The organism is Streptomyces sp. JH14 (genome assembly GCF_029428675.1).
Classification (GTDB): domain Bacteria; phylum Actinomycetota; class Actinomycetes; order Streptomycetales; family Streptomycetaceae; genus Streptomyces.
This window is the reverse complement of record NZ_JAJNEL010000002.1, coordinates 285,700-307,655: the sequence shown is the minus strand read 5'-3', so window position 1 is coordinate 307,655 and position 21,956 is coordinate 285,700. Positions and strand designations below refer to the sequence as shown.

The following is a 21,956-nucleotide window of genomic DNA, read 5'->3' as shown; positions in this document are numbered from 1 at the left end:
CGGCAGGCCGGGTGCGGGTCTCAGAAGGGAGCGCTCGCCGCGTACGCGGCTCGGAGGCGTTCCGCCGTCCTGCGAGCCTGCACGGAGTGTCGCGGCGGGTGCGTTCCTTCCCGGGGTCGCCTGGACGCCGTGGGCGGGTGGCCGGGTGCCGGCTGCTCGCGGCGGGAGCCGGGGGAGGGATCCTCCGCGGTGGGAGGCGTGGGGTCGGGGGACTCCCGAGTCGCCGGGTCGGCGATGTCGGGGACGGTCTCGACCACGGTCAGGGAGGGAGCGGGTGAGTCGGGGAGGGCCGGGGCCGGAACGTCCTGAGCGGCGGGGGTGGTGTCCGTGTCCGGGGCGTCGCTCGCGGGGGTGGGCCACGGGAGGGTGGGGGAGTGGTCTGTGGGCGCGGCCTTCTGCCGTTGTCCCGCGGTGTGCGCGGTGAGCCTGCGACGCGCCTGGGCGATCTTCATGCCCTGGGCCTCGATCACCGAACGGCACTGCTGCACCACATCGGTCAGCGAAGGCCGGTCCCCGGCGTCCTGGGCGAGCATGCCGGTCAGGAGCGGCAGCAGTTCGCCGGGCGCATCGGACAGGTCCGGGGCCGTACCGGGGTCGGTGACGAGGTGGAACACCATGTAAGGGGTCGCCGCTTCGTGCGGGTAGTGACCCGTCGCGGCGAAGAGGAGCAACGCGCCCAGCGCGTACACGTCCACGGCCGCCGTCAGGGGCTTCACGCCGGCGGCCTGCTCGGGAGCCATGCAGATAGGAGTGCCGACGACCTGGTGGGGAGCGGTGAGGGAGACGTGCGACTCGGTGAAGGCGGCCAGGCCGAAGTCGATGATCTTCGGGCCGTTCGGCCCGAGCAGGATGTTGGCGGGCTTGAGGTCGCGGTGGAGCAGGCCCTGTGTGTGCACGGCCGACAGCGCCTCGGCGAGGACCGCGCCGAGCGCGGCGGTGAGGACGGACGGGAGCGGTCCGTGCGTCTTGACGTGCCGGGCGAGGTCCGGGCCGTCCACGTACTCGGTGGCCAGCCAGGGTTGCTCCGCCTCCGCGTCGGCTCCCAGGAACGCCGCGATGCGTGGGCCCCAGATGGTCTTGAGCACCTCGATCTCCTGCGCGAACCGCTGGCGGGACTCCGAATCCACGATCGAGGGCTTGATCACCTTCACCGCGGCGGGTTCACCGCCGAGCGACTCCCCCAGGAAGACCTGGCCCATGCCCCCCTGGCCGATCCGGCCGAGGAGTTCGAAGTCGCCCAGCGAGGACGGGTCCTCGGGGTTCAGGGGCGTGATCTGCACGTGTGTCCTCAGAATTCGGTCGTGGCGGGCGTCTGATCAGCCGTGATGCGCGCCTGGAGACACGGTAGTGGATGCGGTCGGGGCGGGGAACGGGGATTGCGTGATGGAGATATCAACCTCTTGGAGTGGAGAACGTGTGGAGAGTTCCGGCTGAGTGTGGGTTGGCCGCAGTCCGGACGCTCCTCGTGTGGCCGCTGCTCGGCAAAGCGAATTTTCGCGCGATGAGCGGGCGGTCACGTTCCGCGCGGCAGCAGTTGGCCGCCCGTGAGTCCGCCCGACAGCAGCCGTGCCGTCTCCTCCGCCAACCGCGTCGCCCGCTGCGCCTCCGCCCGGAGCGCGTGCACGTGCCGGAACGCCTCCCCGTACCGCCGCTGCTCCTGCAACGGCAGCAGGGGCACGCGCAGCCGGCCCGGGATGACCGTCAGCGCCGTACTGCCCGTCGACGCGCCCGCGATGTTCTCCTCCGCGCCCAGGAACCCGGCGAGGAACCAGGCGTCCAGGCGCGCCGGGTCTGGCCGGAAGAGGTGGACCTGAGGGCCGGGCAGTGCGCCGGCGTCCTCCTCGCCCGCGACCCGGGCCATGGGGCCGTCCGTGCTCGCGACCGTTCGCACGAGGACGTCCCCGACAGCGATCACGGGTGCCGTGTCGTCGTACAGCCCCATCGGCTCTCCCGTAGGACCTGACCCGGTCGCGATGTCCGAGCCGGTGAGCACCGCCCGCGTCTCGGGCCTCCCGTCCCCGCCGCTCGCGGCTTGTCCCCTGCTGCGCACGCTGTCGGGCAGCGTGCGCAGCAGGGTGAGCGCTCCACCGCGCGACAGGTCGGATGCCGTAGCCGTCCGCCACTCGCGGGGCGTGGCGCCCGCCGCGCTCCAGCCCTCCTGACCCGCTGTCCGCGCGAGGGACTTCGCGGCCTCGGCGAGGTTCCGGCGTGTGGCGTCGGCCTCCACCGACAGCTCCGCCGGGTCGACCTCGGCCCGTGACGTCCGTACGAGCCGTGCCGGGGTCAGATCCACCACGTCGTCCAGCAGGTCCACCACGCCGGCCGCGTGTGCGACACCGGGTTCGCCCTCGTAAGCGTCCGGGCTCTCCGTGAACGCACGCCACGCACCCAGGGCACGCGCCGTGATCCCCTCCCAGTCCGGGGAGGCGGACCGGCTCGGGCCCCGCCTCCGGGCGGACACCGCCGTTCCACCGCGCCCGGCGGCCGTCGCCGCGTCCGCCGCCGTGTCCACGAACAGCACCGACTTGCGCTCCGGACCGCCTGGCTCGGGCCGTTGCAGCACCCAGATCTGCAGACCGACGTGCAGTGGCACCGCCGCGCCGACCGGCAGCGCGATCACCGCGCGCAGGGCCCCGCTGCGTACCAGCTCCGCCCGTACGCGACGGCCCGACGCGCGGCCGGCCGTGGCGGGCGGCAGGAGCAGGGCCGCGTAACCGCCAGGTGTCAGGTGGGCGAGCGCGTGCTGTACCCAGGCCAGCTCCGACTCGGCGCGCGGCGGCACGCCGTACGCCCAGCGCGGATCGTACGCGAGCTCGTCGTGACCCCAGTCCCGGACGCCGAACGGCGGATTGCACAGCACCGCGTCGGCGACCAGGTCGGGGAAGGCGTCCGCGCGGAGGCTGTCGGCGGCGTGCACGGTGACCGTAGCTTCCGGGGCCGTCAGGATCAGGCTCACGGCGCTGCGCCGGGCCTGCACAGGAAGCGTGTCCTGGCCGTACAGCTCGCGTGCGCCCCGGCGGGCGGCGGCCGCCAGGAGGGTGCCGCTGCCGCAGGCCGGGTCGAGGACGCGGGCCGGGGATCCGGGGATCAGGCGGGCGAGCAGGTCCGCGAGCGGTGCGGGGGTCTGGTACGCGCCGGACGCGGCGCTCTCCTCCAGCTCCCGCTCCGCCAGCACGCCCAGCGCGGCCTGACCGCTCTCGTCGCGTACACACGCGTACAGCGCGCGCAGCACCGCGGCGTCGCCTGTATCGAAGCGGACCGTTTCCGCGACTGGCACGGCGTCGGCCGTGGACGCCGCGTCGCGCTGCGCGCGTGTGGCGAGGTCGGCGTCCGGCAACTGCGTGGCGGCCGTCAGCTCCTCTGGCGAGCGCCCCGCCGCCGCGAGAACGAGGAGCAGAAGATCCGATGTACCGCCACCGCCACTGCCATGCGCGTGCAGGCGGAGGGTCGTCCGCAGTTCCTCCGACGGGGTCGCCGCTGAGGCGTGACCGCGCGAGGCGAGCCAGGCACGCACGGACTCCAGGTCGTACAGCGGACTGCTCTCCGTGCCGCCGGACGGCTCAGGGAAGTCCTCGTGCCGGCGGCGCCAGTTGCTGACCGTGGCGCGCGTGACCCCCGCGATGCGGGAGATCTCGGCGGCTGTCACCTGGGCAGATGGTGCGACTGGCTGCGACATGGGTGTGGTCCTGGCTCCGATGGGGGACGTGGTTACACCCTACAGCACGAGTCAACTCTCTCAAGCTGTTGGACAATGCTTTCACGTCTGTGTTTTCATGTGAATGCTTCCGCTGGTGAGTGGCGCTCACGAGCGTGAAGCGTGAGTTCCTGCCATAGCCGTGTCTCTGAGCGCCCAGCCCCTTGCTGCCCCACCCCTCTTCGCGGGGTGCCGAGGGACCTGCGGAACCTCGGAGCCAGGCGACGGCCGATCGACCACCACCCAGGGGGACACCCATGCGCCTGACCATGCCGAGCGGCTACCCGGAAGGAATCCCGCTCACCGTCATGCCGTTCCGCGAGGACGCGGTCATCGGAACCATGTCGCTTGCGACGCTCGTACGTCTCGTTCCGTCACCGCGTCAGGAGGAGGACTCGCGCGCTCTCAAGGCCGCGTCCGGGCACGACCGGCGGCACGCCGAGCTGCGCGCGACCGTGCAGCGGACGCTGAAGTCCCAGAAGGGCAAGAACATCCCGGACTACGCCGGGTACATAGCCGCCGGCATCCTTGGCAAGCACGGCTCCGCATGGTCCACGCCCCCGATCACGCTCTGGCACGCGGGCGAGATCGCCGCGATGAGCGACGAGCTGGTCACTGACTCGGGCCTGCGGACGCTGACCGTCGCCCCGGACGCCATGGTGATCGCCATTGACGGCGAGACCCAGACGACCGCCTGGCACGACATCTACCAGGACCCGGAATCCTTCGGCCTCACCTACACCGAGCTCAGCCTGCGGGTCCGTGTCCCCTTCGAGCTCTACCTGGGGATCTCCCCGGCAGACGCGCGGCAGATCTTCTACGACCGCAACGTCAAGGGCATCGACGTCGCCAAGAACCTGGCCATGTCCATGGACCAGCGCGACCTCGCCACCCGCCTCGCCTACATCGTCGGCGAGAAGCTCGAGGTCGAGTCGAACGGTCAGCGGATGCCGTTCGGCAAGCTGGTCAACGCCGGCAAGCGGCACCTCACCAGGACCGACAAGGAGGTCGTGACCCTGTCCGCGCTGCGGACGCTGATCGTCACCACCGTCTTCGGCAGCAAGGGTGTGCAGTACTCGGCGGCCAACGTCCAGGCGGACGACCTGCCGCCCAACACCGACGCCGACGAGGTGGAGACGGTCGTCGTCCGACTGGTGTCCCGGCTGATCGGAGGCCACTTCCCGGACTTCGCCCGGCGCAGCGCGATCACCGCCCCGGCCGTGATGGCGGGCCTCGGATTCCTGCTGCACCGCGCCACCCCCTGGTGCGCCCCCGGCGACGCCATGAACTACGAGACGGTCGAGCATCTGCTCGCCGACGTCCGCTGGGAGCGTGAACCCGTCTACTGGGACGGCGTCTGCGCCAGCGTCGGCTCCACCGGCCGGCTCAACTTCAGTGGCGGCGTGAAGGACTCCGGCGGCCGCGTCGCGGGCGCGCTCCTCGACCCGAACAGCGAGTTGGGCCGGAAGATCCGGGGGGTGCGGAGCTGAACAGGCCTGCGGCGCGGGTTCCTTGACGCCGAGACCTTCTCAGCCGACGCCCCTCGCCGGACGGGTCCCACCTGCGGGGCACGGCCCACGGCTCCCGTACTCACGTATGTCTGGCGTCCAGGCTGTGATGCCGCGCACAGCGCCGGCTCGCTCCGGACTCGGGCGCGGCAGGGCGGCTCCGCTTCCGTCAGCGTGCGCGCCCTCTCCGCTCCGGCTGGTACCGCACGGCCATCTTCACCGGCCAGGTGCAGTAGCCCGGACCGCGGACGGGACCCTGCCGGGTGCCCTCGTCGTCCCCACACGGCGGCGGCTCACGCCTTTGCCGTCATCGGGTGCACACCGATGCCGCACCCACGGGCCCGTCCGCACCCACGCCCGATCGCACACCATGTGCGGCCCGCTCACCACCACCCGCGACCTGGAAGGCCATTGTGACGATTACCGAGCGCACAGAGCTGATCCGTCGCTTTGCCGACGACTTCACCGCCCTGCAGGAGGCCGTCCTCGCACGAATGAACGGGATCTGCGCTCCGGAGACCGCCTCGGCCTTGGAACATGCTTCGCTCACCGGTCCCGTCACCGTCGCTCTCGCCCATGCCGACGTCCTCGCTCGTGGGGCCGTCCGGCGCGCGGAGCTCTCGGCTCAGCCCCCCGAGCGGCTGCGTCGGCTGCGAGCCCACGCGCGCAAGGTGCGACGGGCCCGGTCGCAGGCGGAGGCCGTGTACAAGGAGCAGCGTGCCCGCCGCCTCGTCGGTCGCTCCCGGCCGGTGGACATGCTGGAGCTGAGGGTGGCGCGCATGGCATCCCCGGCTGCCTTCGCCGAGGCCCTGCGGCAGGAACTCCGCGACAGGGGACTGCCGGACGGCACACCGCAGGCGTCGGAGAGCGACCTCGCGCAGTGGGCCTGGGACCGGAAAACGGCAGTCGACGAACTGCCGGCATCGGTGCGCGAACTGCGGGACTGCGACGACGACGCCTTCGTTCAGGCCCTCCTGCGAGATGCCCGGGAGGAGGAGAACCCGTACCTCCCGCACGACGCGGTGGCCGAACGGTGGAGCCGCCACGCCCGTGCCGCGCTGGCCTGGGGCCGCTACGCGATCGCCCGGGCCGAGCGGGACGTACTCGCCTGCTCTCTCTCCGTACGACGCACCCGACTTGACGCTCTGGACGATGCCTACCAGGACACAGCGGTTCTCGCTGCCCGCTCCCGCGAAGCCCTGCTCAGAGCCACGGAACTGCACGACCGGATGCTGGCCTGTGTGACCACCGGGCCCTTCGCGGTGCTCATCGCGCAGTGTCGCGCCGCGGCTCTGGCGCGCTTCGCCGACGCCGAACCTGATGTGTGGTGCGGCGTGCGTGAACTGACCGTGAGGCACCAGGCGTACTGCCCCGAACGGGCCGACGGCTGCCCGCACTGTCACCGCGCTCTCGCCGCCCTCCTCACCGACGCCCATCCTGCCGACACGGCCGAGGACGGCGACGGTGAACAGCCGACGGCAACGCTTCCGGCTGACGAGGACCGCTACGCCATGCTCGCCGACCTTCTCGACACCGCCGTCGTGGCCGTCGCCGACGCCGCCGTCGGTGACGAGTCCGCACTGTGCGGCTACGGCTGGGCCGCCGAAGACGGGACCACCGGATACGGCGACTCTTTGGCCTCGAGCAGCGGCGAAGCCGAAGTCATCGGCATCTGCGCTGCCGCCCTCAGCCTCCTCGAGCGCCACGAGGACGCACCTGTGGTCCTCCTGTGCGACAGCACCGAGGCAGTCGAAGCAGTCAACACGGCCTTGCGCTCCGCGGACCCGACAACTGCCCACCGCACCCTCCTCTTCCCGGAGAGCCGGCAGCTGATGGACCGGCTGCTGCGCCACCGCCACCGCGTCCAGGTCCGCTGGCTCAAAGGCCACATCGGACACGACCTCAACGAAACCGCCGACGCCTTTGCCGGCCTCGCCCTCCGCCGTGCCAATGGCCGAATCCCTTCCTCCGCCGCGCGGAAGGAGGAGGCACGGATCCTGCGCTCGTTCGGTTCCGGGGCCGGCCCCCTCTCGGTTGCTGTCTGAGCCCATGGTCTGAGGCCGGCAGCCGCAGGAGACGCGGGGCAGCCCACGGCATGCCGTCTGCGGACAGCCTTACCACCCCGAGAACCGACCTCCCCCTCCCCGGACGAAAGGAGCGACGCTCTTCATGGCACATCCCCGGTGGCACCACATCCTCACGGAGTCCCAGCGTCACGCCCTCAAGGCGCTCGACGAATGGAACAGTTCCAGCGGCGACTACAGCGACTTCCTCACTCACATGCACAAGGCCTGGCACTACCTGCTCCACGCGGAGTTCCACATGGCCAAGATCGACTACCACTACCGGGACGCCAAGACCGGCCGCCACCAGATGATCGACGGCGAACCCAAGGCCTGGGACCTCGAGAAGTGCCTGAAGGAGCGCTTTCCCAACAGCGGCGACACAGTGCGCCTCAACGCGGAACTCTTCGTCGCCCTGCGCAACAAGGTGGAACACCGCTACGAGCACAACCTGAGGATCGCCACGGGCGGCAGGGCGCAGGCCTACGTGATCAACTACGAACAGGAAATGACAGGCCATTTCGGCGCCGGCTACAGCCTCGCCGACCGGCTCCGCTTCCCGCTCTCTGTCCAGGCGCTGACCGCGGATGGATACGAGGAGATGCGGAAGGTCGCCAGGGAGCTGCCCAGGAAGACCCGTGACCTGGTGGCCAGGTACGAGGCAGGCATCGATCCGTCCGTCCTCGACGACCCCAGGTACGACTACCGCGTACGGCTGGTGCCTATCACCGGCTCCAAGACGGACGCCGACTTGGCGGTCAACTTCGTCAAACTCGACGATCTGAGCGAGGACGAGCGTCGCACCATGGTCGAGGCTGGGCGGGATGGTTCCGTCATCACCAGGGACCGCCACGTCGAAGTGGCGGACCTGAACAGGATGCGCCCGGCGCAGGTCGCTGCACGGGTCGAGGAGCAACTGCCGTTCCGGTTCAGCGTGTACATCGAGCACGTGGCGATGTGGAAGCGGCTGAAGGTCCGTCCGGTCAAGGGTTCCGGCGACCCGTATGCCACCGACGCCAGGTACTGCACGTACAACGAAGCCTTCAACGAATACGTCTACACCCAGGCATGGATAAGGAAGATCGTCAAGGAGATCGGGACGGTTGAGAAGTACCGTGCGTTCTTCGGCAGGGAGCCGCGGATGAGGACGGGGGTAACCGCGTCGAAGGAGGCGGCGTAGAAGGCTTCGCCTCTCGAGGGGATCGGAGGGGCGGGACAGCAGTCGCCGGGGCGATCGCCCGGGGGCGGGCGGCAAGTGTCACAGGGGCCTTGCTTCCCGGATCGCGCCGCCCCGACAGCGGAGCAGTTGGTAATCCCCTTGGTTTCCACACATCATCTTCACAGGTAGCCTTTGGTTGCAGGGAACCTGCAGTTGATGTCCGGTTTCCGGTCTACTGTGCAGGCGCTGCGTTGGATCTTTCGTTGAACGTGGTGGGGGATGAGCGGATACGCCTTCGTTTGTTGCGCGGCGTTAAGTTGCGCGGGACGGTGACAGTCGAGGGCTGTCAGGTCGACGGGTCGGCGGGCCAGGAGGCGTTTGACGGCGGCCCGTTGTCCGCGGCGGGCTCGCGTGATGCGCAAGACGTTCCATGCTCGCGGGATTTCACGGACGGGGCATCGGACCCTCTCTATTGGGGACAGAGTGGACCATTCATATCAGGCCTGGCAGGAAGTGCTGGCCGAAGAGTTCTTCGGACGGCAGCACGCCGGCCACCCGACGCTGTTCTACGTGGACGACGACGTGGAGCAGGAACTCAGGCACGGATACGGCATGGAGGAGCCCCTCGCCCAGTGCGTGGGCAAGTTCCTGCGGCTGGGGACCGCGGAACCGTACAGCGCGCTGGAGGACTACCGCTGGCGCAAGCGGCAGCAGGACAAGGACGGCGTGCCTGCCTTCCTGCCGCTGCTGGCCTGCTCGGTGATGGCCGCGTCCCGGATGGTGAACGACCGGAACCACCGGGCCACCGCCTACCACGCCCGCTTCTCCGAGCTGCTGACCGGCCACGAGAAGCAACTGGGCAGCCACCACTACGAGCCCATCTCCCGCATGTGGCAGGTGCTGGCCTCCTGGCAGCACAGCCAGAAGGGCGGGCGGGGCATCTGCACCATTCCCGCCCCCGCCGACCTGCCCTCCAACCGCAGCATGATCGGGTTCGCCCAGTCCCAGGCGCTCCTCAGCGGCGCGGACCGGTCCTTCATGCCGAAGTTCTTCCGGTCGTTGCGGGAGCACGGCACGACCTGGCCGCTGCCGGGGGAGACGCTGCTGGCCCAGATCGAGATCCGGGGGATGGAGCGGCACTTCTCCAAGGGTTTCCGCAACACTCTGCAGGAAGCGGAGTTCCGCCCCTTCCTCGCCAAGCTGATCGGCAACTACGCTGCTTCCTGGGATGGTTCGGACGAGCTGGTGCCCACCGGTGTCACCCGGGCCGAACTCCTGGTGCGGCTGGACGCGGGGCGTCTCAGCTGGGTGGCACGCCTGCGGTCCGCGGAGCAGAAGAAGCGCATCGAGCTCAAGGGCGGCGTCGGCCTGGAGCAGCTTGGTGACACCGCCTACTACGAGGTGACGGGCCTGCCCGCCCCGAGCGCGGAGACCCTCGCCAGGGGAATCCGCCGCGACGGGGACAACCTGGTGCTCAGCCGCCCCTCCTGCTCCGTCCTGGTGCTCGGACGGGACGACGTGCTCGGCGTCTGGGCCGGCACCGACGGCTTCCGCCCGGGAGAGGCACACGTGGTGCTCGCTGCCCCGACCGCACAGCGGGACGTGCAGCGGCTGCTGGACAAGGCCGCGACCACGGGCCGGAGCGCCGACACCAGCAAGTTGGCCTGGGTGCCGCAGGGCTGGTCCCTGCACAAACCCGTCACCTTCGACGACGCGGTCACCCTGCGCCGAGCGCTCCAGGAGGTCCAGGGCGCGGTCGGCCTCCTGCAGCCCCCGGCCCAGTTCAAGCTCCGCCTCGAGGGCGGACTGAAGCTCGCGCCTTCACTCGATCCCCACTTGTATATGCGGGGAGGCGAGCCCCAGGTAGTCCTCCCGGACGCCACGGAGGGCACGGGCACCCTCCTGATCGACGGAAAAGAGCGGCCCGAGCTCAGGAAGGCGATCGCCACGGGCCGCCCCGTCCCCCTGGCGGTGCTCCGCCTGGAGCCGGGCCGGCACACGGTGAGCTACGCAGGCGTGGAGATCGACTTCGCCACCGCGGACCAGGCCGTCGTCGAGCCGAAGATGACCAAGGTCTGCGGCTTCACCGTTGTGGACGGCAAGGCCTCGGAGTCACCCTCCCTTCTCGTCGAGCAGACCCTGCCGACCGGCATCACCGGCGCCGACTGCACGAGCGCCACCACCCAGGACGCGGCAGCCGTCATGGAGCTGTGCCGTCGGGACGCGGACGAGGTGCTCTTCGCGGCGGCCGACGGACGGCTGTGGACGTTGGAGGCCCCGGAGCAACCGGACTGGTGGACGGAACGTCTCCCCGACACTCCTGCCCCGCTCCGCTTTGAGGCCGGCTTCCACGGCATCGGCGGCTGGCTCCTGGAGCGCCGGAGCGGACGCTGGAAGGGCCGCCCGGTGAACTCCGGAAAGCCGAAGCCGACGAGCGCCGGCAACCCGCGGGCATGGGCCCGTGCCGTCCTCAACGCCCAGCAGGCGTCCGTCGAGCCCTCGTGGGCCGCGTACGTGCAGGCAGCGAAGGAGCTGGACCGATGACGGGACCGATGAGCAACAACGAGTTCGGCGGAATCCTCCTGCGCTGGCTGAGCGAGAGCCGCGGCGGCAAGGCGTCCGCACTGCGCGACGGGGTCCGCAGCCAGGCTCAGGCATGGGGCCTGGAGCTGAAGGAGTACGCCGACTGGGACTGGATGCGCAAGGCCGCGGCCCTCGGCTTCATCGACGTGGACCTGCGCGCCGACCGATGGTCGGTGGCCCCGCCGGTGCTGACCAGGCTGCCCCACGCCGACGGCCTCGCGGTGCTGACCGGAGCGCGCACCGAGCAGATCAGCAAGCGCGTCGAGGAGGCGGCACAGGAGTGGATGGAGCTGATCACCGTCCCTCACACGCCGGAGGCCGGTGAGGCCCCGCTGCCCGACACCCTCCTGTTCCAGTACGAGGACCCGCTGACCCTGCAGGAAGCCGCGGAGTTCCTCGGGGCCCGCTACGTTCCCTGCGCCGCCCTGCAGTTGACGGAACTGCTTCCGCAGGCGGCGCCGGGCCCCGAGTCGGCACCGCCCGGTGGGAGCACCGCCAACACGCTGGAGAAGTACGAGCTGCGCCTCCAGCGGTTCGTCCCCGTGGAAAGGGACGACGAGGACGGGCTGTACCGGTGGCGCGGAGCCGACTACGCGCGCTTGACCCGCGTCCGACGCAACGGCGTCTTCCATACAGTCGAACGCGAGACGGGCGTCTACCTGGAACTCGCCCGCCACCGCGTCGGCGCGATGCGCTGGCGGCCGGAATCCGGCAAGGGCCGTGCGGGCATCGGCCGACTCCTCGTCGACCGGTATGCGCCCCTGCCCGCCCTGCACGAGCGCGCGGCCGTCCTGTGCAGCGGCTTCCCGCCCTCGGTGGGCAAGCAGACGCAGACCCGCGCGTACGACAACGTGCCGAGGGCGCTCGCCGAGGCGATCGCGGCCTCGCTGCAGCAGAGCCTGGAGACCATGCCGCGACCGGTGGCGGCCACCGGCGGGAGGACCAAGTGAGCGTCGAACAGCAGACGGCGGCAGTGGCGAACACCGATGTCCAGGACGTCATGGGCACTTTCGACGACCTGCGCAGCGCACTCTTCCGCTACTACGACACCCCCTTCGGCGTCGATGACCGTTCCGTCATGGAGGAACGGCGCAATCTCCTGGACCGGGACAACGGGGCCTGGCGCGACCCGCTGATCGAACTGCGCCCGCGGTACGCCTCCCGGGGCGTCGGCATCGCAGAGTCCTTCGCCGAAGCGGGGGCGCACCCCGACGCGGCCGAGTTCGCCCGCTTCACGCTCCCCGACGGCGTGACCAGCCTCTACCAGCATCAGCACGACGCCCTGGTCGCCGCCTGCGAGGGCAAGGACTTCGTGGTCACCGCAGGCACCGGTTCCGGCAAGACGGAGTCCTTCCTGCTGCCCGTCCTCGCCGACCTGGTCGCCGAGTCCGCCCACTGGCAGGGCACCCGTGCGATGCAGCGGGAATGGTGGCGGGGAGACGGCGACTACGTGCCCAGCCGTCAGAGCGAGCAGGGGCACCCTGCCGCGATGCGCGTGCTGATCCTCTACCCCACCAACGCCCTCGCCGACGACCAACTGGTCCGGCTCCGGAAGTCACTGGACAGCCGCGAGGCCCACGAATGGCTGGACCGGAAGCGCAACGGACACCGCTTCTACTTCGGCCGCTACACCGGAGCCACCCCCGTCTCCGGTAGCCGCGATTCCGAGCCGGCGAACTTCCGTCTCCGGCAGTACCTGCGGGAGGTCCAGGAACGGCAGCGCAAGGCCGACGAGAAGCTCGACGAGGAGCTGCGGCCCTTCATCCCGCGCCTTGGCGGAGCGGAGATGCACGCCCGTTGGGACATGCAGGCCGCACCGCCGGACATCATGGTCACCAACTACTCGATGCTGAACATCATGCTGCTTCGCAAGCAGGAGGAGCACGTCTTCAGCGCCACGAGGAAGTGGCTGGAGGAGACCCCGGACGCCTGCTTCACCCTGATCCTCGACGAGCTCCACATGTACCGCGGCACGGCCGGCACCGAGGTGGCCTACCTGCTGCGCAACCTCCGCCACCGTCTCGGTCTCGACGAGAGCCCCGAGAAGTTCCGTGTACTCGCCGCGTCCGCCTCTCTGGAGGCCGGCCGGGACGACGAGTTCCTCGACGGGTTCTTCGCCCTGCCCAGCTCCCGGCGCGTGATCATCCCCGGGAAAGCGAACGAGATCCACGGCGAGGGCGGACTGGCCGCCCACGCCGAACGCCTCGCGCAGGCCGCGAAGGCCCCCGTCACCCAGGACGAAGCCGTCGTCCTGGCCCGGGAGACCGGTCTTGGCCCGGCGCTCCAGCGCGCACTCACCCCAGATGGCAAGCCTCGTGCTCTGCCTGCCCCCGCACTGGCGAAGAACCTCTTCCCGGACGTCCCCGAGGAACAGCGCCAGGAGGCACTTCACGGCGTGCTGCGCGTACTCGGCTCCGCCCAGGGCCCCGAACTTCCCCAGCTCCGCGCCCACTTCTTCTTCCGGAACATCGAGGGCATCTGGGCCTGCTCCGACCCGAACTGCCCCGACATCCCCGTGGAACACGGTCCCGAACGGCGGGTCGGCCGGCTCTTCGCCGATCCCACGTCCCGCTGCACCTGCGGTGCCCGCGTACTGGAGCTCCTCTCCTGCCAGGCCTGCGGCGACCTCATGCTCGGCGGGTACGCCAGCCCCAAGGACACCCAGCGGCGCAAGTTCACCGGTGCCCTCCACACCGACTTCCCGGACCTGGACCTACTCCCCGACGAAGCCAGCGGCGCACCCACCGCCGCGAACTACGTCGTGTACTGGCCGCGCACCAAGGGCCTCGGCCTCGACGGCCCCGACTGGCACGCGGGCTTGTCCGACGGCGGGCCGCAGGTCGAGTTCGAGTTCCGCCGCAGCGCCTACCAGCCCGCCACCGGCCGCCTGGAGAACCGGGACGTGCAGCACTCCGGATGGTCCTTCCACATCTCCGTGCCCTTGGACAAGGAAGGCAAGAAGCCGGCCTACGACCCAGCCCGGCTGCAGGCTTTCCCCACTCGCTGCCCCGCCTGCGGCGACGACTGGGAGATCAAGTACGACCGGGACGGCCGGTTCATCCCGCTGGAATCTCCTGACCGGCTGCGCAACGCGCCGGTCCGGCGGATGCGCACCGGTTTCTACAAGATCAACCAGGTGCTGGTGACCGAAGCCCTCGGCCACCTTCCCGACGGCAGGCGCAAGGCGATTGCCTTCTCCGACAGCCGTGACGACGCCTCCGAACTCGCCAGCGGCCTTGCCCTCCGCCACCACCAGGACCTTCTCCGCCTGCTCAGCGCCCAGGCCGTCGAGAACCAGGGGAATCCATTCGGAGACCTTCAACTGGTGAAGGCCCACTACGCCGGGGAGCCCACCGATCGTGCGGGCGCCCGTGCCGCAATGGAGCGGCTGCGGGACCGCAATCCGGCGGACTGGGGGCGTCTGAAGGCGATCCTTGCCGACGACCTCGACGCCGAACCGGAACTCCTGCCCGACCTGGAGCGGAAGTTCTCCGAACTGCCCTCGCTGGACGACCTCGCCTCCGACCTCGAAGGCATGCTGCTGAAGTACGGCACCAACCCCGCCGGTCCCGCGGCCTCGCTCCAGCAGACCTCGGCCGGACAGCCCTGGACCGCGCTCTACAACTGGGAGCGGGACCGGGAAGCCGTGGTGGAGACCCAGGCTCAGGAGGAACTGCTCAACCGCATCCGCTCCCGTCTCCGCCTCGAGACCGTCGGTAGTCTGTTCTCCGGTGGCGGCCGTGACTTCGAATCGCTCGGACTCGGCTGGCTCTGCCTGCGCGACGACCGCTCGCCTCTGGAGATCGGTCTGGACAGCGATCAGGCCGTGGCGCGTGCCAGTCTGCGTATTCTCGGCCTGATGCGGCGCTTCGCCCGGATACGTGCCTCTCTGCAGAGGCCGCCTGCGCCTCTGAAGCGTTTCTGGAAGCAGGTCGCCGAACGCCAGGGCACCGATGTGCAGACGATCGAGGACCTTGTGCTCGGCGTCTGGAAGGACGCCGTGGTCGACTACGTCGTCAAGCCGGAGAAGGTAGCGCTCCGCCCCGGTGACAACAAGACCTGGACGTGCCGTTCCTGCCACCGGCCGCACCTTCACCCGGGCACGGGGCTGTGTACCAAGTGCCTGACCCCGCTGCCTGATCTGCCCCAGCAGTACAGCGGAGTCCTCGAAGACGACTACTACGCGTGGAAGGCCGCCCACCGCACCGGTGGCTTTCCCCTGCGCACCGCGGAGCTGACCGGTCAGACGGACCGGTTGGAGGCCCAGCGTCGGCAGAGCCTCTTCCAGGACGTCTTCCTCGGCGACAACGACGTCCCGCAGGCGGACGGCCTGGAACTGCTCTCCGTGACCACGACCATGGAGGCCGGTGTCGACATCGGTCCCCTCAACACCGTGATCATGGCCAACATGCCACCCACTCGCTTCAACTACCAGCAGCGGGTGGGGCGCGCGGGCCGCCGCAACAGCCCGGTCGCCGTGGCCCTCACCGTCTGCCGCGGCCGCAGTCACGACGAGCACTACTTCGCCCGCCCGGAAGCCATCACCAACGATCCGACTCCGCCGCCCTATTTGGTCCTCGGCATGGTCTCCGTCTTCCGGCGGGTCCTGCTGGGAGAGGTCCTGCGCCAGGCCTTCGAGCCCCTGCAGCCGGAGGACCGCCGGAAGGGGCCGGACATGACGACCAACGTCCACGGACAGTTCGGCCTCGCCGCCGACTGGCCGACGCATCGCGGTGCCGTCCGTCGCTGGATCGCCGAGCGCCCGGAGCGCGTCAAAGCCGCTGCCGCCGCCCTCCGCGCAGGAACACCGGAGAGCATCGCCGCTATCGACCCGGTGACCGCCATCGACGAACTCCTCGGACAGGTCGACGAGGTGGCGGCCCGGACGGTCGGCCACTCCGACCTCAGCCAGCGTCTGGCAGAGGCGGGTCTCCTGCCCATGTTCGGCTTCCCGACGCGCTCCCGCCTCCTCTACCGGAGCATCCCGCAGAAGACCTTCCCTTGGCCGCCGGCCGACTCCGTAAACCGCGACCTGGCCGTCGCCCTCAGCAAGTTCGCACCGGGCAGCGAAACCCCGCAGGACGGCCGTCTGCTCCGCTCCAGGGGAGTGGTCTCCCTCGTCCCGAGCGGTCGCGGAGTGCAGGCTGCCGAGGACCCGTTCGGGCCAGAACAGTTGGTCGCCATGTGCCGGATCTGTTCCCACGTGGACCCGCAGGCCGTCGTCGACGCGGAAACCGGGAGCGCCGGCACCTGCCCTGCCTGCGGCGCGGAGAGCAAGTACTACAGGGCCGTCCCCTTCCGGGAGCCCGCAGGCTTCCGGGCTGCCCACGAAGCACGGGACTACGACGGCTACCGGGAGCTCGGCTCCAACGCCACCAGCGCACGGACCGCCACCGACCTGGAGAAGACCGCCCCGCGCATCCACCGTGCCGCCGACGACTGGATGGTTGTCCACACCGGAAGCGGCGACCGCTACATCGTCAACACCAACGCCGGAAAGCTCTTCCGGTTCGTCAAGAACACCGGCCCGTGGCGCGGATACGTCGCTCTGGACCACCCCAAGGCGGAAGCCGACCTGGAGATCGCCCTCGGCGCTACCCAGCACACCGACATGCTCTTCATCGGGGCCAAGGACGCCCTCGACACCAGCCGGGGCCTCCGCTTCGACATCTCGAAGTCCCAGCAGATCGACCGCTTCCCCGAGGCATACCACGGCCGGCGCGCCGCCTGGTACTCGCTGGCTGCCCTGCTGCGCCGTGCCGCCGCCCCGCACCTGGACGTGCAGCCGGAGGAACTCCTCAGCGGCATCCACGGCTCGGACGCCCCGGTGGCGGCTCCCGTCATGGCTTACCTGGCGGACAGCCTCGACAACGGCGCCGGCTTCAGCACCTACCTCGGTTCGGAGGAACACATCGAGGAGTTCCTCCGGGCGGTCGACCGGTACGTGCACGACCTGGAGGCCGACCATCATGCGCAGAACTGCCGCAGCTCCTGCTACGCCTGCCTGCGCGACTACTCCAACATGCGCCTCCACCCGCTGTACGACTGGCGGCTCGCCCGCGACCTGACCGACGCCCTGCGCGGCCGGAAGCTACAGATCGATCCGAACGAGCACGCCGTCCTGCTGAAGGGATGGGCGGATGAGGAGCCCAACGTCAGCCTGAAGGTGACCGCTGCCGGACCGGTGGCGCTCTTCACCTCGGACTTCACCGGCGAGCCCGTCGCGGTCGCCGTCAAGCATCCGCTGGAGTCCGCCGCCGAGGAGTGCGGGAACGAACGGCTCCAGGCCCTTCGTGACGAGGTCCGTGCCGGTGGCCTCGCCGCGAGGATCGCCTTCGCCGACGCCTACAGCCTGGACCGGACCCCTGCCGCGGTGATCGAGCAGGTGCGCATCTTCGCGGAGGAGCTCTGATGACGGCAGGAACCCCGCTGGGAGCGGGCCACGACGAGCAGGCCCGACTGGAGGAGCTGCGGCAGCGCGAGATCACCCGCCGCCTCGCCCTCCGCCAGGCCCGCGCCCAGGGCCGGACCGTCGGAGAAGCTCCGGAGGCTGCGGAAGCTGTTGGCAGCCCCGCTCCGGTTGTTCCGCCGCAGAAGCAGCCGGCGCTGGAACCACTGACGCCCCAGCCGGTCCCCGAAGGATTCGCCGACCGGGAGGCCTGGGAGCGCGCCCGCTCCTTCGCTGAAATCGTGCTGCCCCACGCGCTGATGGCGGAGACCGGGACGCTTTCCGCGCAGAAGCTGGCGCGGGCCGCGGCCGATGCGGCGTCCCGGCAGGACGACCCGGTTCGGGGCGTCTCCCTGCTCGTCATGGCACAGGACCACGGGCTGGGCGTCTTCAACGGCCGGCTCGACGACCGCGCCCGCGCCCTGCTGGAGGACAAGCCGCTGCCGCTCCTGGGGGAGCCGGGCAGCATGTGGCAGATCTACCAGGACGACCGTCGCCTGATGGAGACCAACCTGCCGGCCCCTCGGCAGAGGGCGCTCCTGGCGAAGCTTCCCCGGCCGCTTCTCGACGACTACATCGACGAGGAGTGGATCGGCGCGGTCCCCGAGCGCGACGGCACCTCCCGTGCCGCCTACTTCCGCGCCCGCCTGGACCCGGCGTCCCTCACCGACGAGGAGATGGACCTACTGGCCTGGCCTCTGGAACGGGAACGCCGGGAGGCCGGCCCGGGAACGGAACCCGGCCGTGACTGGCCGCAGGACTGGCGCCTGCTGGTGAGACTGCAGACCAACGAGGCCAAGGCCATCGAGGACGATTGGATCGAGCTCCTTCCACCGACACAGAAGCTCCTCGACGCCTTGCGCGAGGTGCGGCGGACCGGGGAGGCCCCGGACGACCTCGTCGCCGACGAGCGGCTGTGGGTCCTTCTGGAGCGGGTCCACCCCCGCGTGCGCAGCGCGAGCAACAAGAAGTTCAACGGCTGGATCGGCGTCCGGACCCTGACCAGAGCCGTGCGGCAGATGCACCGTGCCCTCCTCTGCGGGGACGACGCGACGGCGGAGCAGCGGAGGGAGGCGGCGCTCACCATGGCCGCAAGGCTCCGGCATCACTCGCAGCCGGTGCGCTGGGAGGCCCAGAACATCCAGGCCTACCTGCGCGCGGGCCAGGAGACGACGGAGTCGCTCGAACTGCTGGAGCAGGACGCCGAAGGCCGCCCCCCGGTGCGGGACCAACTCGGCGGAGGCGCCGTAGCCATGCTGCGGAAGAACCGGGGCTTCCTGGAAGACCGGCGCCTCGGAGAACGCGACCAGCCGCTCAACCCTTATCTGGTGCTCGGCGTGCCCGACGGGGTGGACGACTGGAAGAAGGCCTGGCGAGCCCTGAGGAAGGAACTCGAGGACAGCGGCCGCGTCCGGATCAACCGCGCCAAGGACATGATCGAGAAGGCCGAGCGGGAGCAGCAGGAAGTACCCGCGTTCGCCGTCCCGCTCGCCCCGTACCGCTGGAAGGACCCCACCGGCACGAGCCACCGGCTGGAACTTCCGCCCGAGCCTCTGCAGAGGCTCACCGAGTTGCCCACGGACAGCGACCGCGAGTGGTCTCGTACCGAGGCGGCCCGAGAAATAATCACCAGGGCGACAGAACGCCTTTCCCCGGCTACTGAAGACCCTGCAGCCCTTGAAGACTCAGAGAGCAGCACATCATGACTGGAAGTCGCAGGGCGCGCGAAGCCCGGAAAAAGCGTGCATCCTTTGCTGGGCAGGAACCGTATTCCAGCAACGACGAACTCAAATCAGCTGATATGCAACCTTGGAAGTTCACTGCTAGCGACATTCCTAAGATTGCTGCAGGAGCCCTGGATGCGCCGGCGATTCTCAAGTCCATCAATGAAGCACTCCTGCCTGTGGTGGAGGAGGAGCTGGAGCGAGTAGCTGAGACCTTGGGTGCCCTTCTTGAGGGTAAGGAGGCAGAGAGTGATCCTGCTGGCGTCATCCGGTCCGAGTTGATGAGACGTGTCCTTCCTCAAATTGCCGATTCTGTACGGAGCGGTGTGATGGAAGGGATGAGGACCCGTCAAGTGCATTTGGCCCAGTTGGCTGCTATTCATCGTCAGACCTTGGAGTCCAAGAGTCTTAGGGTGGTATTGGCGCGAATCGACCATGAGTTGTCGCGGGCCGGCCTGGAGATTGTCTGGAAGGCCGACGATCATTCACAGTTCAATGTAGTGGAAGATCCACCTGGGGCTATGAGCCGTGGACCGGTTGTATACGAAGTTGCAGCACCGGCTTACGTGGACAGTGAATCTGGAAAGCTTGTTGAGCGTGGATGGCTCAAAGCCCTTCCCAAGAATCCATTGCCGGTACCTGCAGCGGAGAAGGCGAAGCCGGGGCAGAAGCGCAGGACCACGCATACGGAGGCAGCTAAAAAGCAGAGGAAAGGCCTCAATGGGGATCCTGGTGATTCTCCGCACAAGAAGAAGGTTCATCGGGGTCAGGCGCCTGGCGTTCAACAGGAGCCTGGGGATTCGCCAGCCAGGGAGATTCTCGAGGAGGGATCGCGTGGCGGTGCCTGGTCTACGTCTGGTTCACCGGATGTGACGACAGGTGGGCGCGTGCCGAAGACAACGAGTTATAGGCAGTCGCTGCGTGCTGCGGCCAGCAAGCAGATGAACCAGAGAGGCACGCGATGAGTTTTGGTATCGACTTCGGTACGAGTAACTCGGTTGTTGCTCGCTGGAACGGGCACACCACCGAAGTGCTGCCGGTCGACGGCGACAACGTGCCCGCCCAGTGGCGGATGTCGGAGTTCGAGCAACTCTTCCCCTCCGCGCTGTCCGTCCGCGACCTCCAGCGCACTCTCTGCTTCGGCTGGGAGGCGAAGACCGGCACCAGCGAGCCGCTCGACGCCGTGAAGCGCATGCTCGGCACCCGCTCCGGTGCCGAGAAGGACGGCGACACCGACGGCCTCGAGGTCGCAGCCCAGCTCGAGGAACACCACGTCTGGGTCGGCTCGGAGAAGTTCCACAGCACGGTCGCGGCCGCCTCCCTCTTCAGCCGGATGAAGGAAGGCGTCTCCGCCCAACTGCTCGACCTCTCCGACGCGGTCGTCACGGTCCCCGCCAACGCCACGGGTGGCGCCCGCTACCGCACCCGTGCCGCGGCAGCGCTCGGCGGAGTGAAGGTCCGGGCCCTGCTCAACGAGCCCACCGCGGCCGCGATCTCGTACGCCCACGACGTCCCGATCCCCGGCCGCTTCCTCGTCTTCGACTGGGGCGGCGGAACCATCGACGTCACCGTCCTCGAATACGACGACGGCCTCTTCGAGGAGCAGACCTCCCGTGGCATCACCGCCCTCGGAGGCCTGGAGTTCGACAACGCGCTGGCCCAGCTGATCCAGCAGAAGATCGGCCTGACCGCGGACCGGCTCACCAAGGCTGAACGACGCCGGTGGCGCCGGTCGGTCGAGCTGACGAAGATCGCCTTGTCCTCCGTGCCAGTGGACGGCGCGCTCTTCTTCGACCTCCCGATCGGCCTCGCCCCCTCGATCTCGAGGCGTGAGGTCAGGATCACCGCGGCCGAGTACACCGAGGCGATCACTTCGCTCATCACCCGCGCCCTGGAGCCGGTCCAGCAGGCTCTGGAAGATCTGGCCATCACCTCGGACGACATCGACTCCGTCCTGATGATTGGCGGCACCTCGCAGATCCCCCAGGTGCGTCATGCCCTGGGTGAGCTTCTCGGCCACGATCGCATCGTGGACAGCGGCCTGTGCCGACCCATGACCGCCGTCGCCCGGGGTGCAGCTATCTATGCGGCTTCCCTCGACGGCGAACTCGGCGACGACAGAGACTTCTCCTTGGTGACCAGCTATGACCTGGGTACGGCTGTGAGCGCGGGCGAACAGAAGGGCTTCCGCGCCATTATCCGACGCAATGCCACGCTCCCCGCGGAGGGTTCGGGCAACTTCTACCCGGACACGCCGGGCGCTTCCTTCGTGCGCGTGCCGGTGATCGAGGGCGAGGTCGGCTACCCGGCCGACAGCGACCGTGCCTTCCCCCTGGCCAACATCGAGGTGGATCTCCCGACCCGCGAACAGGACATCCGCCGGAACAAGATCGAGATTAAGTTCCGCTACAACGAGAGCGGCATCCTGCGCTTCACCGCCACCCACGCGGCCACCGGCAAGCAGCTCGCCGAGCGTGAGATCGATTCCTTCGGCCCCGACGGCACCCCACTACAGCACGGCCTCGAAGATGAACTGACCCGCCTCTTGGCCCACACTGTCCGCCCGTTCGCCGACGGCTCCTCCAACGTCCGACACCTCTCGGCAGCTGAATCAGCCAACGCCCGCCCCGCACCGATCGACATGTCCGTGCGCGTGGTGGAGGCCGATCCGGCCGTCACGGTCAACGGCGAGCCGCAGGGCGTGGTGACGGGGGGATTTTGACCAGCCTCTGGACTCTGGTGGGCAATTTCTGGGTGCGCCGGTAGCTCGCTCCACT

At 69.4% G+C, this 21,956-nt stretch carries 11 protein-coding genes; 9 read left to right on the top strand and 2 right to left on the bottom strand.

Going from position 1 to position 21,956, the window contains the following annotated elements; genetic code table 11:
• Nucleotides 1–20 precede the first annotated feature (20 nt).
• Complete coding sequence (locus LRD69_RS30900) at nucleotides 21–1,280, bottom strand: serine/threonine protein kinase (protein ID WP_277330143.1); 1,260 nt, start codon at nucleotides 1,278–1,280, stop codon at nucleotides 21–23.
• A 233-nt stretch (nucleotides 1,281–1,513) separates the two neighbouring features.
• On the bottom strand, nucleotides 1,514–3,676 hold the full coding sequence (locus LRD69_RS30895) for an N-6 DNA methylase (protein ID WP_277330141.1): 2,163 nt from the start codon (nucleotides 3,674–3,676) through the stop codon (nucleotides 1,514–1,516).
• Between the two features lie 275 nt (nucleotides 3,677–3,951).
• Here LRD69_RS30895 and LRD69_RS30890 point away from each other — a divergent pair, with 275 nt between their 5' ends.
• The 9 genes from LRD69_RS30890 to LRD69_RS30850 all read left to right on the top strand — a co-directional run bounded on the left by LRD69_RS30890 (nucleotide 3,952) and on the right by LRD69_RS30850 (nucleotide 21,901).
• The gene (locus LRD69_RS30890) at nucleotides 3,952–5,184 is read left to right on the top strand and encodes a hypothetical protein (RefSeq protein ID WP_277330140.1); all 1,233 of its coding nucleotides are present in this window, start codon (nucleotides 3,952–3,954) and stop codon (nucleotides 5,182–5,184) included.
• A 431-nt stretch (nucleotides 5,185–5,615) separates the two neighbouring features.
• Nucleotides 5,616–7,247, top strand: a complete 1,632-nt coding sequence (locus tag LRD69_RS30885) for an RNase H family protein (RefSeq protein ID WP_277330139.1) — start codon at nucleotides 5,616–5,618, stop codon at nucleotides 7,245–7,247.
• A 124-nt stretch (nucleotides 7,248–7,371) separates the two neighbouring features.
• On the top strand, nucleotides 7,372–8,445 hold the full coding sequence (locus LRD69_RS30880) for a DUF3644 domain-containing protein (protein ID WP_277330138.1): 1,074 nt from the start codon (nucleotides 7,372–7,374) through the stop codon (nucleotides 8,443–8,445).
• A gap of 462 nt (nucleotides 8,446–8,907) precedes the next feature.
• A complete protein-coding gene (locus tag LRD69_RS30875) occupies nucleotides 8,908–10,968 on the top strand; it encodes a hypothetical protein (RefSeq protein WP_277330137.1) in 2,061 nt (686 codons plus the stop codon).
• The gene (locus tag LRD69_RS30870) at nucleotides 10,965–11,957 is read left to right on the top strand and encodes a hypothetical protein (protein ID WP_277330136.1); all 993 of its coding nucleotides are present in this window, start codon (nucleotides 10,965–10,967) and stop codon (nucleotides 11,955–11,957) included. Before LRD69_RS30875 ends, LRD69_RS30870 begins: the two co-directional genes overlap by 4 nt.
• Nucleotides 11,954–17,419 (top strand): DEAD/DEAH box helicase, encoded by a 5,466-nt coding sequence (locus LRD69_RS30865; RefSeq protein WP_277330135.1) that lies wholly within the window; start codon nucleotides 11,954–11,956, stop codon nucleotides 17,417–17,419. Before LRD69_RS30870 ends, LRD69_RS30865 begins: the two co-directional genes overlap by 4 nt.
• Nucleotides 17,419–19,161 (top strand): hypothetical protein, encoded by a 1,743-nt coding sequence (locus tag LRD69_RS30860; protein WP_277330134.1) that lies wholly within the window; start codon nucleotides 17,419–17,421, stop codon nucleotides 19,159–19,161. The genes LRD69_RS30865 and LRD69_RS30860 overlap by 1 nt, the downstream gene beginning before the upstream one ends.
• Complete coding sequence (locus LRD69_RS30855) at nucleotides 19,158–20,144, top strand: hypothetical protein (RefSeq protein ID WP_277330133.1); 987 nt, start codon at nucleotides 19,158–19,160, stop codon at nucleotides 20,142–20,144. Before LRD69_RS30860 ends, LRD69_RS30855 begins: the two co-directional genes overlap by 4 nt.
• A complete protein-coding gene (locus LRD69_RS30850; protein ID WP_277330132.1) occupies nucleotides 20,141–21,901 on the top strand; it encodes an Hsp70 family protein in 1,761 nt (586 codons plus the stop codon). The genes LRD69_RS30855 and LRD69_RS30850 overlap by 4 nt, the downstream gene beginning before the upstream one ends.
• Nucleotides 21,902–21,956 lie beyond the last annotated feature (55 nt).